The sequence below is a fragment of the Cetobacterium sp. genome (genome assembly GCF_977044495.1).
The window spans coordinates 31,779-46,711 of record NZ_CDRRQU010000010.1 but is presented as its reverse complement, the minus strand read 5'-3'; the positions used below and the strand labels follow the sequence as shown (position 1 = coordinate 46,711).

The 14,933-nt window shown below is 32.1% G+C and carries 10 protein-coding genes and 1 riboswitch; of the genes, 1 reads left to right on the top strand and 9 read right to left on the bottom strand.

Annotated elements, in window-relative coordinates:
• Window positions 1-17: 17 nt before the first annotated feature.
• From ACWI69_RS03985 to kdsB, 9 genes are all read right to left on the bottom strand, one after another.
• The gene (locus tag ACWI69_RS03985; RefSeq protein WP_448820557.1) at window positions 18-3,719 is read right to left on the bottom strand and encodes a phosphoribosylformylglycinamidine synthase; all 3,702 of its coding nucleotides are present in this window, start codon (window positions 3,717-3,719) and stop codon (window positions 18-20) included.
• A 9-nt stretch (window positions 3,720-3,728) separates the two neighbouring features.
• The gene (gene purK, locus ACWI69_RS03980; RefSeq protein ID WP_448820556.1) at window positions 3,729-4,820 is read right to left on the bottom strand and encodes a 5-(carboxyamino)imidazole ribonucleotide synthase; all 1,092 of its coding nucleotides are present in this window, start codon (window positions 4,818-4,820) and stop codon (window positions 3,729-3,731) included.
• Complete coding sequence (gene purE, locus ACWI69_RS03975; protein ID WP_448820555.1) at window positions 4,807-5,274, bottom strand: 5-(carboxyamino)imidazole ribonucleotide mutase; 468 nt, start codon at window positions 5,272-5,274, stop codon at window positions 4,807-4,809. The genes purK and purE overlap by 14 nt, the downstream gene beginning before the upstream one ends.
• A 263-nt stretch (window positions 5,275-5,537) precedes the next feature.
• A riboswitch (purine riboswitch) is annotated at window positions 5,538-5,638 on the bottom strand.
• A 107-nt stretch (window positions 5,639-5,745) separates the two neighbouring features.
• On the bottom strand, window positions 5,746-8,790 hold the full coding sequence (locus tag ACWI69_RS03970; RefSeq protein ID WP_448820554.1) for an efflux RND transporter permease subunit: 3,045 nt from the start codon (window positions 8,788-8,790) through the stop codon (window positions 5,746-5,748).
• A 22-nt stretch (window positions 8,791-8,812) separates the two neighbouring features.
• Complete coding sequence (locus ACWI69_RS03965; protein ID WP_448820553.1) at window positions 8,813-9,844, bottom strand: efflux RND transporter periplasmic adaptor subunit; 1,032 nt, start codon at window positions 9,842-9,844, stop codon at window positions 8,813-8,815.
• 15 nt (window positions 9,845-9,859) lie between these two features.
• On the bottom strand, window positions 9,860-11,146 hold the full coding sequence (locus ACWI69_RS03960) for a TolC family protein (RefSeq protein WP_448820552.1): 1,287 nt from the start codon (window positions 11,144-11,146) through the stop codon (window positions 9,860-9,862).
• A complete protein-coding gene (locus ACWI69_RS03955; protein ID WP_448820551.1) occupies window positions 11,146-11,784 on the bottom strand; it encodes a TetR/AcrR family transcriptional regulator in 639 nt (212 codons plus the stop codon). The genes ACWI69_RS03960 and ACWI69_RS03955 overlap by 1 nt, the downstream gene beginning before the upstream one ends.
• A gap of 95 nt (window positions 11,785-11,879) precedes the next feature.
• Window positions 11,880-13,442 (bottom strand): SpoIID/LytB domain-containing protein, encoded by a 1,563-nt coding sequence (locus ACWI69_RS03950; protein ID WP_448820550.1) that lies wholly within the window; start codon window positions 13,440-13,442, stop codon window positions 11,880-11,882.
• Window positions 13,442-14,179, bottom strand: a complete 738-nt coding sequence (gene kdsB / locus ACWI69_RS03945) for a 3-deoxy-manno-octulosonate cytidylyltransferase (protein WP_448820549.1) — start codon at window positions 14,177-14,179, stop codon at window positions 13,442-13,444. The genes ACWI69_RS03950 and kdsB overlap by 1 nt, the downstream gene beginning before the upstream one ends.
• 90 nt (window positions 14,180-14,269) lie before the next feature.
• On the opposite strand from kdsB, the gene ACWI69_RS03940 reads away from it, so the two are divergent.
• A complete protein-coding gene (locus tag ACWI69_RS03940; protein WP_448820548.1) occupies window positions 14,270-14,884 on the top strand; it encodes a histidine phosphatase family protein in 615 nt (204 codons plus the stop codon).
• The last annotated feature ends 49 nt before the right edge of the window (window positions 14,885-14,933 follow it).

Sequence of the window (14,933 nt, the reverse complement as noted above, 5' to 3'; positions counted from 1 at the left end):
CTCTCCCACTTTAATATTTATTTTTTAAAATAATTAACACCATTACTAAAGATATCCTGCATTTTGTTGCCATCTATATTTTTTAATAATCCCTCTTCGTATCTCTCAGAGTGTCCCATTTTTCCAAGTATTTTCCCGCATTTAGAAACTATTCCTTCAATTGCATAGTTCGATCCATTTAAGTTATAATTTTTATCCATTGTAACTTGATTGTTATCATCACAATACTGTGCTATTACCTGTCCATTTTCAAATAGCTCTTTTGCAAACTCTTCGCTTACAACAAATTTCCCCTCTCCATGAGACATAGGTATATTATGAGTCTCTCCCACAGTAAATGAACTCAACCACGGCGAATTATTAGAAACAATCTTTGTACTAACCACTCTTGAAACGTGTCTATTTATATCATTTCTAAATAGCGTTGGAGAGTCTTCAGTTACGCTATCCACATTCCCATAAGGTAGTAACCCTGATTTTATGAGAGCTTGGAATCCATTACATATTCCTAATACCAACCCATCATTTTCTAAAAATGCTTTCATACTCTCTTTTATCTTTTGATTTTGAAGAATGTTAGCTATAAATTTTCCAGAACCATCTGGCTCATCTCCTGCACTAAACCCTCCAGGAATCATAAATATTTGAGCAGTTTTTATTTTTTCAGATAGAGTTTCTATACTCTCCTTTATCTCCTCAACACCTAAGTTGTTAAATACATATATTTCAACTTCTGCACCAGCTCTTTCAAAGGCTTTTTTAGTATCATACTCACAGTTTGTTCCAGGAAATACTGTTACCAATACTTTTGGTTTATCATAAAGCTTTTTAGCCTTAAACTCTTTTTTAGTAATATATTCTTTTTCAATTACTTCTCCAGTTGTTTCTGCTGTGTACGGATATATTTTACTATATCTCTTTTCCCAGCTATCTATTAAAGAGTCTATTTCAAAGCTCTCGCCATTTAACTCCACAGTTCTTTCATCAGTTGTTACTCCTAAAAGAACTCCATAACTTAGCTCTTTAGTTGACTCTACAACTATATCTCCGGGCATTAAATTAAACAGATTTTCTGCTGTTTCAATTTTAGCTCCAATTTTATTTCCAAAAGACATCTTTATAATAGCCTCTACTATTCCACCAAATTTTATTGTTGTTGCAGATACTATCTCATTTGCTTTTATTGAGTTTTCTATTAGTTCAAAGTTCTCTTTTATTTTTTTATAGTTAGGCATATCTCCAAGAAGTCTTTCACTTTTTACTAAATAGATTTTATTTTTTGCCCTTTTAAATTCAGATGATATTATATTTTTTACATCTTCTGTTGTAACTGCAAAAGATATTAAAGTTGGTGGTACATCTAAATCTTTAAAAGTTCCACTCATACTGTCCTTTCCACCTATGGCAGGAGTTTCAAACTCCAGTTGAGCTTCAATACCACCTAATAGTGCAGCAAATGGTTTCCCCCATTTTGTAGAATCTTTTCCTAACTTTTCAAAATACTCTTGGAAAGATAGTCTTGCATTTTTATAACTTCCACCTAATGCAACAATTTTTGCTAAAGATTCTATCACTGCATACTGAGCTCCTAAGTATGGAGAGTATTCTGATATTAATGGATTGTAACCAAAAGTCATAATAGAACAACTATTTGTAAATCCATCTGTTGGAAGCTTTTGTACACTTCCTTCTGACTCAGTCAGTTGGTATTTACCTCCATATGGCATAAGCACTGTACTTCTTCCAATAGAAGCGTCAAACATCTCCACCATTCCCCTTTGAGAGGCTACATTCATACTGTGTAGAACATCTTCCACTTTCCCTTTAATATCTGTTACTTTATCAGTAGTCTCCTCCTCAACAAATGGATTTTTCTTCTCTGAAGAGATGACTGTTACATCCTGTGTCTGCCTAACTCCATTTGTATCTAAGAACTCCCTTGAAATATCTACAAGTGTTTCACCCTTATATTTTATTACCAGTCTTTCACTCTCTGTAACTACAGCGACTAATGCTGACTCTAAGTTCTCTTCCTTAACTAACTGTTGAAATATTTTTGTGTCTTTTGCCTCAACTACAACAGCCATTCTCTCTTGAGATTCTGATATAGCTAACTCAGTTCCATTAAGTCCTAAATATTTAACTGGTACTGTATCTAAGTTTATCTCTACGCCCCTTGCAATCTCTCCAATGGCAACGCTCACTCCACCTGCACCAAAATCATTTGATTTTTTTATAAGTTTTGTCACTTCTGGATTTCTAAATAATCTTTGGATTCTTCTCTCTACAGGTGCATTACCTTTTTGAACCTCAGATGAACACTTTGTCAGTGACGTTTCATTATGCTCTTTAGATGATCCAGTTGCCCCTCCTACGCCATCTCTTCCAGTTTTTCCTCCAAGTAAAATCACCACATCTCCAGGAACAGGACTCTCTCTTCTCACATACTCTTTTTTCACTGCTCCAACAACTGCTCCAACTTCCATCCTCTTAGCTTTATAGCCATTGTGATAAATCTCTTTTACATAGGTAGTTGTAAGACCTATCTGATTTCCATATGAGGAATAACCATGAGCTGCACCTTTAGATATTTTCTCCTGTGGTAGTTTATTTGCCAACGTATCCTCTACACTTTCAGTTATATCTCCAGCTCCTGTAACTCTCATAGCTTGGTAAACATATGCTCTTCCAGACAGAGGATCTCTTATAGCTCCTCCCACACAAGTACTTGCTCCTCCAAAAGGCTCTATCTCTGTTGGGTGGTTATGAGTTTCATTTTTAAACATCAATAACCATTTTTCCATTTTTCCGTCTACATCTACATCTATCTCAACACTACACGCATTTATCTCTTCTGACTCCTCTAAGTCATCTAATTTTCCAATTGATTTTAGATATCTTCCACCAATAGTTGCCATATCCATTAAAGTTAAAGTTTTTTCTTCTCTCCCTAACTTTTTTCTAAGTTCTAAATATTTTTCAAAAGCATTTTGAATATTTTTTGTTAGATTTCCACTCTCTATCTTTATGTTTTTTAGATATGTTTCAAAAGTTGTATGTCTGCAGTGATCTGACCAATAAGTATCTAAAACCTTAATCTCTGTCTCTTTTGGATCTCTTTTCTCCTCATCTCTAAAGTAATTTTGAATATGCTTTAAATCTTCAAGAGTCATGGCAAGCCCATGTTCAATTAAAAAACTTTCTAACTCCTCCACACTTTTATCTATAAATCCAATATATGTAGGTACAGGTTCTATATCAACATTCTCTTCCAATGTTATAGTATTCAAATTTTTCTCCCTAGTTTCAATAGGATTTATTAAATATTCTCTTATTCTATCAAAGTTTTTTATCTCTCCATGAAACACTAAAAGCTTTCCACTTTTTATTTGAACTCCCGCTCTGTTGTTCAAAAGCATTAAGCATTGTTCGGCAGAGTCAGCTCTTTGGTCATATTGTCCCGGTAAAAACTCCATTGCTAAATATTTTTTCCCATCTAAACTAACTTCCTCATAAACATCATCTGTCACTGGTTCAGATAAAACTCTATTTTTTAAAAGGTTTAAATCCTCATCTGTACAGTTAAAGATATCATATACATTGTATAAATCTATCTCCTCTATCCCATTCTCTTTTAAATTTTCTAAAAGCTCACTCTTTATCCCTAAACTCTCCACTTGAAACCCATTCTTTTTCTTAACAAATACTCTTTTATTCATTATTCCTCCCTAAAATGAATCAGCTTTTAAAATTAGCTCTTCTAGATTTTCACCACAATAGTTTATATGTCCCATTTTTCTATCTTTTTTCCACTCTGATTTTCCATATATATGAACATTGGTATTTTTCTCTTTTTTTAATTTTTTAACTTTCTTCTCATCTTCACCCATTATATTTAACATTACCACCTGTGTTAGAAGTTTTATCTCAGGTAGTTTCTCTCCTAAAATTCCCATTAGGTGTATGTCAAACTGTGAATAGTTACAAGCGTCCATTGTGTAGTGAGCACTGTTATGAGGTCTTGGTGCCATCTCATTAAAATAGATTTCATCCCCTTTAATAAAAAACTCAATACCTAAAGGTCCATATATATCTAAGTTTTTTATAATCTCTTGAGATATTTTTTCCACTTTCTCTAAAATACTTTGAGATAACCTTGCTGGAACTATTGTTTTATTTAAAATCCCGTTTTTATGGATATTCTCTCCCACTGGAAAGCTCACTATGTCTCCATTTATCCCTCTCACAACTAAACATGAAACCTCTTTATCAAAACCTATCATCTCTTCTAAAATATACTCCACATTTTCATTTAAATGGATACTTTCTAAATCTCTCTCCTCCAGCATCTTCCATTGACCTTTTCCATCATATCCACCTGAACAAGTTTTTAAAATAGCTGGATATCCAATCTCATGAACAGCTTTTTTTAACTCCTCTAAGTTCTTAACACTTTTAAAATTTGCTGTTTTAATCCCAATTTTTTTTACAGCTTCCTTCTCTCTAACTCTATGTTGACTTAAATAAAGCGGCTTTTTCCCCTGTGGAACATTTCCACTGTGCTCTTTTAAGTAATCTATTATTTCACTAGGTACGTTTTCAAATTCATATGTTATCACATCACTATTTTCACACAGCTCTTTCAAACCTTTTTTATCATGGTATTCAGTTTCAATATGTCTATTGGCACTAAATCTTCCACATGAATCTGAGCTAGGGTCTAAAATAATTGTTTCACAGTTCAGTTTTTTTCCTGAATCACAAAGCATTTTAGCCAGTTGTCCCCCTCCTAAAATTCCAACTCTTCTAGATTTTTTCATCTAAAATCATCCTCTCCATATTCTCCCTATACTTTACAACTTTCTCTGCTAGCTCCTTATCTTTTAGAGCTAGTATTTTTACAGCTAATAGTCCAGCATTTTTAGCTCCTCCTATTGCCACTGTTGCCACAGGAACTCCTCCTGGCATTTGAACAATTGATAAAAGTGAATCAATTCCCTTTAAAGTTTTACTTTCAATAGGTACTCCAATAACTGGTAAGTCAGTTAAACTAGCAACCATTCCAGGTAGATGAGCTGCCCCTCCCGCTCCTGCCACTATAACCTCAAGTCCTCTCTCTTTAGCTTCTTTAGCATATTCAAACATTAAGTTTGGCGTTCTATGTGCTGAAACAATCTTTACCTCATGTTCAACTCCAAACTCCTTTAAAATATTCACACATTCATTCATAGTTGGCAAATCAGATTTACTTCCCATTATTACACCTATTTTCACTCTTTATCCTCCCTAAGTCAAAAATAAAAAACGCACATTACTAAAAAGGCTACAACTATCCCTTTTTAATAATCTGCGTTTTTACATACTTATTCCTTTTGTTAATATTCTTTGGTTTTACCTTCTCTTTTTTATATCTTCTTGTTATTATTAACACTTAATTGGCTCCCTTTTATTTTTTGGGTCAACAAAAAGTCTATAAAAAAAGGAAATTACAGTTGTAATTTCCCACAAGATTAAACTCAAAATATATCAAAAAACATACATTCAAAATTCATCCTTGTAGTCTGCCAATTTACGGTGGCAGGTAGAGACTCGTTGACCTTATTTCAACTATTATACAAGCTTTATTTATTTTGTTTCACAATACTTTTCCTATTTCAATACTAACACAGTGTTCTATTTTTTTCAACTATTATTTTTTAAAAAAAAAGAGGTTCTCTGAGATAAAACTCAAAGAACCTCGCTACACTATGCTTTTTGTTTATTAAATTTTTTCTTCATTCTATCAATAAAGTCTTCAACTATAATGTATAAAACTGGAATTACAACTAGTGTTAGCAATGTCGAAAACGATAGTCCAAATATAACTGCTATCGACATCCCTGAGTACAATTCTGCACCCTCTCCAAATCCTAAAGCAAGTGGAATCATTCCACATACAGTAGTCATTGTAGTCATCAAAATTGGTCTAAGTCTTGTTTTACACGACTCTCTAACAGCATCGCTTAATTCATATCCTCTTTCTCTTAAAATTTTAATAAAGTCAATAAGAACAATAGCGTTATTAACAACTGTTCCCGCCAGCATTATTATTCCAATCATTACCATCATATCAAATGGAGAGTTTGTAATCAATAGTCCACCATAAACTCCAATCATTGCTAATGGTACTGACGCCAGAATAATTCCCGGAAGTAGGAAATTCTCAAATTGTGACGCTAGAATAGCATAAATTAAGAATATTGAAATTCCAAGAGCCATTCCCATCTGAACAATTGCTTCGTTAAATAGTTGTGACATTCCTCCCCACGAATAAGCAACACCTTTTGGTGGGTTAGTTGACTCAAACGCATCCACGATTGCATTTTGAACTTTACTTAATCCTATTCCTCCATCATTTGCTGAAACTGAAGCGTAGAATATTTTATCTGTTTTAGTTACCTCTGATGCTCCTTCTGCCATAACAACATCTGCCACGTCCGATACTTTTACAAATTTACCATCTGCTCCTCTAACATTCAAATTTTCTAAAGTTGAAACTTCTGTTCTTGCATCCTTTGGCAGTCTTATTAAAACATCTATTTCCTCTGTTCCCGTTTTCACAGATAGTGTTTGTCCTGTGGCTCTATTTCCTCCTAGGAAAGAGTAATTAATAGTTCTACCAACATCAAATGGACTGATTCCATAAGCTCTCAATTTATCTCTATTTAATACAACTCTTGCTTCTACATTTCCCGGCTCTATGCTTGATGTTATATCTATAATTCCCGGATTTTTACTAATTTTTTCCTGTACTTCCTTTGCTATCTTTTCTGCAACATCCAATGAGTCAGAAGATATTCTAAACTCAACATCTCTATTACCACCAGCAGACTGGTAATCATCTTTTAAGTTAAATTTAATTCCCGGTATCTTTTCCAATTCAGGTCTTAAATTATCCATTACTTGGAATATAGATACATCTCTATCTGTTTTTGGTCCTATATCGACGTTTACAATTCCTGTTCCTGTTTTAACAAGTGTTATATACGTTTTTGTCATTGGGTCATTCTTTACAACTTCGACTGCTTGCTTTGTAATCTCCTCTGCTCTTTCAACAGAAAGCCCTTTCTCTAACTCTAAAACAACAGAATATCTTCCATAATCCTGCTTAGGTATAAACTCCGTTCTTGTTAGCATTGGTCCTACTATCATCATAACCATGAATGTCAAAAATGCAAGTGCTACTGTTTTCTTTCTATTTTTAATCGCCCACTCTATTATTTTTTCATATACACTCTTTACTTTTCCAAATATTTTTCCCTCTTTTGTGATATCCGCATTGGCTTTTAAGAATCTACTTGCAACCATTGGCATTAAAGTCAACGATACAATTAAAGCTGCAACGTTAGAGAAAATTATTGACAATGACATATCTCTAAATATCTCTCTTGCAATACCCGGAATAAACAGTACTGGAATAAAAACAACCATTGTTGTCAAAGCTGAAGCTAGTATCGCTACAGCAACTTCGGATGCTCCATCCTCTGCAGCCTCCATTACCGGCTTTTTAAGCTCTGTTATATGTCTATATATATTATCTATAACAACAACTGAGTTATCCGTTAACATTCCTACCCCTATAGATAGTCCCATCAACGATATTACGTTTATTGTTACCCCTAAAAGAGAGAGAAATGCAAATGTAAATATAATAGCTATTGGTAATGCTAAAGATATTAGTATTGTTGCTCTAATATTTTTTAAGAAAACCAAAAGTACTATTGTAGCCAAAACAAGTCCTGTAATAGCGTTTCCTTTTACTCCTGAAATTGACGAATTAATATTTTCAGAGTAATCCATCACTGTTGTCACTTCTACACCTTTAGGAAAATAAGGTTTCATCTCTTCTAATGCTATTTTTGCATTGTCTGTAATTGACAAAATATTTCCATCCGTAGATTTTTCAATAACCAACATCACTGATGGCTTTCCATTAAGTTTTGTTATTTCACTTTGATCTTCAGTAGTAAGAACTACATCAGCTATATCTTTTAATCTGATTGTTTTACCATTACTTCTCAAAATCATATTTTCAAATTCATCTAGATAATTAAATTCACCCATAAATCTTGCAACAACATCTTTTCCTCCAGTTTTAATAACTCCTAAAGGAACATTTATCGACGAAGTTTTTATTAAATCATATAACTCATTTGGTGTCAAATTATATGATGCCAATTTATCTGTATCAAACTGTATTTGAATCTGTTTATCTGGCGACCCTAATGTTTCAACACTTCCAACTCCTCCAATTCTTTCAAATCTTGGAGTCATAAACTCATTAACAAACGTTGTTAACTCTAAAAAGTTCGGTCCTGATACGTTCAACATCATCGCTGTATTTCCTGAACCTGCTAGTCTCTTTTGAGTTACAGGTTTAGATGCATCATCCGGTAACTCTCCCGATATAGCATCAATTTCTCTTTGAACATCTCCTCTTTTTAGGTCTATATTTACTCCATAGTCAAACTCTATACTTACTACCGATTTTTCAAATGATGATGTAGAGGTAATTTTTTTAATTCCATCAACACCCGATAGCGAGTCTTCTATTTTTTTAGTAATCTGACTATTTACGTCTTCTGGAACAGCACCATTCCAAGTTGTAGTTATTACAACCATTGGAATATTCATATTAGGAAGTAATTCCGATTTCATTGATAGCATGGAAACAATTCCCAAGAATACCATCGAGACCATCACCATTACCGTTGCAACGGGTCTACGTATAGCAATACCTGCTAATGACATATATCTTTCACCTCTTTAATTTCTATTTTGTTTCATTATTTATTGTAATTTCATCTCCATCAGATAGTCCAAATATACCATCCGATACTACTAAATCTCCTGGTTTTAGCTCCTCCGATACAACCTCAATATTTGGTTTTACCGTAGCTCCTGTTGTAACTTCAACTCTTTTTGCCTTTCCATCTTCTATTTTATAAACATAGCTTAATAAGTCTCTTATGAAAACTGCCTGTTGAGGTACAAGAAGCCCCTCTCTTTTTTCAGTCGGAATTATAACTTTTGTATACATTCCATCTTTTAACTCTTTTGTTTTATTGTCAATAGATATTTTTACTGGGAATTTTTTAGTTTCAGCATCTGCAATTGGATTTATTGATTTTATTTTCCCTTCAAACTCTTTTCCACCTAAATCAGAAACCATTATAATTACTGGTGATCCTTCGCTCAATGTGTTTAGCCAATATCCCGGAAAATCAACTGTTATCTCCATCACATTTTCATCAACTACTGTAAATACAGTTGAATTTGCTTCTACTACATTTCCAGATTTTAAATTTAAGTTTCCTACTAATCCTGTTAATTCTGATTTTCTAGTCAACTTATCATAGTTAGATTTTTTAGTTGTGTAGTCTGCTAAAGCGTTTGTATACGCATCTCTATAGTTTAAAAACTCCAGCTGAGAAACCATTTGTTTCTCATAAAGTTTATTAAATTTTTCAAAATTATTTTTTGTAGACTGTAAATTAGCTCTTGCTGCTTCATAGTTAGATTCAGCCTTTGCATCTGTAAACTTTACTACTACTTCACCCTTTTTTACAAGATCTCCATTTTTCTTTAAAACCGTAGCCACAGTACCTTGTGTATCCAACGTATGATTTACTTTTTCTTGTGGTACAATCGTTCCATCAGTTGTATATATATCTGAAACTTGCTCCTTTTTTACCTGTGATACCACTACTGGTTTTTTCGGTTTCTCTACCACTGCTTCCTCTTTTTTTCCACAAGCAGTCATTAAGATAGCTGTTGCTGTTAATATGAATAATCCCTTTTTCATCTGTCCTCCTAAATATTAAATAAGTGATGATCTATACTTTTCAAATGCTACATAATAATTTAATACCGCTGAGTTATAATCTACAGCTGCCTGTCTATATTGACTTTCAGATAATAAATAGTCTACAGTTGAGATAAGCCCTGCGTTATATCTTTCTGTATCGATATTAAAGTTCTCTGTTGCTGCTTCCAGTGCTTTTTTTCTAGAGTCTCTCAGTTGTTGTAACCTAATTAATTCTCTATAATTTTTTGTAACAGATAGCTTTATATTATCTGATGTTAATTCTTTATTTATACTCTCTATATCCTCTTTATTTTTTGCTACTTTATACTCATCCATTCCACTTCCAAATGAGAAAACATCCCACTTTACAGAAACTCCACCTCTCCATTCTGCATTGTCAAAGCTATTGTCAAAATGATGGCTTTCCTTAGCCGTTCCATATGTTGCAAAAGCTTCAACTTGTGGTAACAAACTTGATCTGCTCACAATTTTTTCGGCTTGAGCGTAATCTACTTTATTTATTGCTAATTTAGCAGATAAACTATTTGTCAATGCTTGATCTAAATCTTTTCCAAAATCAATTCCTGCTGTCAAATTTTCAGGTACTTGAAAGTCCTTTAAAGTAATTTCTTCATTATTTGGAATCATTAATTTCAATTTTAAATCTTTTTTAGCTATTTCTAAATTCGTTTTTGTCCCTGTTATTTGTGCTTCTAAATCTAAAATTGAATATTCAGTTTTTAAAAGGTCCGCTTTTGTAAGTAATCTCAAATTTAATTGCTCATTTTGCTTATCATATCTAGCTTGTAACTCTTTTCTTGACGCTTCTAAAACCGTTAAATCTTTCTCATAGTTTATAATACTTGAATATAGAGTAATGATATCTAATCTCACATCTCTTTTCTCAGATAAAAGACTAATATCCGCTATATTTTTTGAAGCTTCAGCGCCTAAAATTCCACCTGTAATAGCTCCACCTTTAAATAATGGTTGATAAATACCTATTGTTTGTGTATATCCACTTTTAGCTCCTATTCCAGTAGTTCCATCTGAGTTCACTATATCTATCATACTTCTATTTGTATGTTCCGCTCGTTGATATTGTCCAGTATATGCAACTGTTGGTAGAGCTGTTTTAAATGCCCTTCTTACGTTTAATCTGGCATTTTCTTTTGATAACTCTGATGTTTTTATAGTTTTCCCATTTTCTAAAGCTAGATCAATTGCACTTTCTAGTGTCAATTCTCTTGAAAAGGCTGCTGTTGAAAGCAATGCCAGTAATCCTAATAACTTTTTCATCAATTTCCTCCTGTTAGTAATTTTAAAATTCCGCTTACCACTAATTCGACTTCTTTTTTTAAATTTATATTTTTTAATCTTTCTCTAAATTCATCTATATCACTTATAAAATAATCATCTGTGTTTTTATAAAATAGTCTTTCCAATCTATATGATTTTATTCCACCCATGATAAATATTATAATCGTGTCTATCTCCTCTTCTGAATAGCTTATGTTTTGGATATTTTTTATTATCTCCTTTAAAAACTTTCTATTCAAAATCTCTATTTGTAAAAGTTTTTCCCTAAGAACAGGTGTCAAATGCTCTAAATTTCTTGTTAAATTTATTAATATTAAATGTGATTTTAAGTTATCCGATGAAATTACAAATCTTTTTATTATAAAGATTCTTATCTGCTCTTCATAGCCATAGTTCCCCTCTAAAAGTTCCTCTAGCTCTTTTTCTCGAATTTCATATACTCGATCAATAATTTCTTCTAAAAGTTGGTCTTTTGATTTAAAATATGTATAAAAACTTCCTTTCGCAATTCCTAAATAACTAGTTATATCTTCAACTCTTGTTTTAAATATTCCTTTTTTTAACAAAACATCTTTTGCTGCTTCTAAAATCTGTTCCTTTTTTCCCTCCTTTACCATACTACCCCCATAAAAAATGTTAAAATATTTAATGACTAAACAGTCATTAAATATTTTAATCTATAATGACTATTTAGTCAATATTTTTTTTCATTTTACCACACATTGTGAGCATTTGAATTGAATCCGGACGAAGTAGAATAGTATTTAGCATCAATAGGCTTTTCTTCGTGTACTAATATTAAACCTTTAGTTAACTTTACTCCTTGAGTTGATAATTCATTTTCATCTAAATTATTATAAACTTGGCTTTGAGTACTATCTACTATGTGAAACCCCTGTTTTGCATATCTATTTCTTAAAATATCTTTTACTGCATAAGTTCTTGCTGCAACAGCTTGAACTTTAAGTGCTTCCAAACCAAAGCTTTGTGGCATTTCACTTGGTACTACTTGTAATAAATAGTCCTCCATATTTATCTCATTAATTAAATTTAAACTTTTCCCACCTTGAGCTAACCTTATTTCAAATTCACCTCTGTAGGTTGGATATTTGTAATTTTTAACATTCCTTTTTATATTTGTTACAGAAATCATTTTATTAGATGTAATATTTATAAAATTTCTTGTCTTCAATCTTAATTTATTTTGAACAATCACTTGTACATATCCATCTTTCACCACAAAATCAACCGAAGTTCTCGGATTTATATTTACATTCCCATCTTTACTTTTTATTTTTATGTTTCCTAAAGAAAGCATTGAAATTTTTGTATGATTGAGGCTCGAAAAGCCACTATTCATTATACCAACCCTTATTTTATCTCCTATCCCATCTATTGATCTCATATTTTTTAACTTCGTATCAGCGTAATATCTTTGTAGTACCTGTTTATAGGAATACCCTTTATTTTTAGTTAAATCCATAGCTGACCATTGTGGAACACCAGAACCATGTCCAAATCCACCTCCATAAATGTTAAAACTACCATTCCCCAACTTTTCTATCGCTATAAATGCAGACGGTAGCATACTCGGATTTTTAGATATCGGATTTTCATTATAGCTATTACTTCCACCTTTAGCCCCATAGACATTCACTATCTTCCCAACGCTACTCTTACTTAAACTTAACAAATTTCTTATATTTCCCTCTTTAGCAACGAGATATTCACCTCTAGTTCCTTTCACTAGCAATTTTGTTACTATTCCTGATTCTCCTCTTTCAAGAACTTTCAAAATAATAACTTCACCCACTGGATTTAATGGAACTTTCTTAGAAATCCACTCCCCATTTTGATAGGTCAATACCTCTTTTGGTCTTCTTAAACTTAACTCTACTAAATTTTTATTTAATATATTTCCTATCTCTTTTTTACTCAAGTTAACCTTCCATCTCCAATAGTTTGAAGCGTCTCCATGTCCCTTAGCTCTAATATTTTTATAAAAATCTAAAAACTCTTTTTCTGTACGGTATTTAATCGGTATCTTGGGTGATTCCATATCATTTATATATCTTAAATAAGGTATCGGTTTCGCTACTACTATCTTATCCTTTGGATAACTTCCATATAAATCTATCCTATCTCCCTTTATTTTGGATGAAGAGCTCCCTACTTTTTTATAGGAATAATCTTTTTTGGGGCTTCCACTACATCCTATAATAGCCAATAAACAAATACCTATAACTACTATATATCTTATATTGTATTTTTTCATTATAACTTTATTCCTTTTTCAAGTATATATTTTCTAACTTTTTCAAGCTCCTCCTGTGTATCTACTCCTATTATTTCAAAGGGAGTCTCCAAAACTTTTATTTTATAGCCATTTTCTAAAACTCTAAGTTGCTCTAATGATTCTGAGTTCTCTAGTGGTGTGCTTTTTAATTTGGCGTACTCCAAAACAAATTCTCTCTTATAACCATAAATTCCAACGTGCTTAAAATAGATATCTAAATTTTCATTTCTCGGATATGGAATTACACTTCTTGAAAAATATATTGCATAATCTTTTTTATCTGTAACAACCTTTACATAGTTTGGATTTTCAATATCTTCTTTTTTTAAAAGTTTATGCTTCAATGTAGCCATCTTTAACCCCTCTTCTTTCTTAAATACACTGATTAAAGAATTTATCATATCTGGTTCTATTAAAGGCTCATCTCCCTGAATATTTATAATTACATCATAATCGGTTATTTTTTCACAAACTTCTGCTATTCTACTAGTTCCATTCAAATGATTTACATCTGTCAATACAACCTCTCCACCAAAAGACTTAACTGTGTCAAAAACCTCTTGTGAATCTGTCGCAACAACCACTTCATCCAAATTAGATTTCATTGCTCTTTTATAAACCCATTCTATCATTGAATGTCCACAAATATCCTTCAATGGTTTTCTCGGTAATCTTGTTGACTCATATCTTGCTGGAATCACTCCTAAAAACTTCATTTTACAACCTCCAAAAATCAATGTATAATAAGATTATACAAGAATATCATATTAAAAAAAAGAGTTTTTATATTTAAAAAGGAGAAAATTATGCTACGTATTTATTTTGTAAGACATGGTGAAACTGTTTGGAACACACTAAAAATTTTTCAAGGAAGATCTAACTCCCCATTGACCGAGCTAGGGATTGAACAAGCTAAAAAACTTTCTTATTATTTAAAAGATATTAAATTTGAAAAAATCTATTCATCTCCACAAGAAAGAGCTCTACAAACAGCTAAACTTTTACTTGGGGATAGGAATTTAAAAATAAATACTATTGATGAATTTCAAGAGATAAATATGGGAAAAGTTGAAGGTATTCCAAGAGAGGAGTTTGAAAAAAACTATCCAATTGAGTACCATAACTTTTGGAATAATGCCATAGAGTATAATCCTAACGCTTATCACGGAGAAAGTTACAACGAAATACTAGATAGGGTTAAACTTGGATTGGAAAAACTTATCAAAGAAAATAGTGAAGGAAATATTTTAGTAGTTAGCCACGGTGTAACATTAAAAGCAATTTTCACTCTTATCAATGAAAGAGGCATTGACGAATTTTCTAGGCAACCCGTTCCTGAAAATACAAGTACAACTATTGTTGAATATAATTCCAATAGTTTCAAAATTATTAAATTTTCTGATACAGAGCACTTAAAATAATTTTTTATTATTGACACAAAGGAAATCATATAGTATTAAAGTACTAATA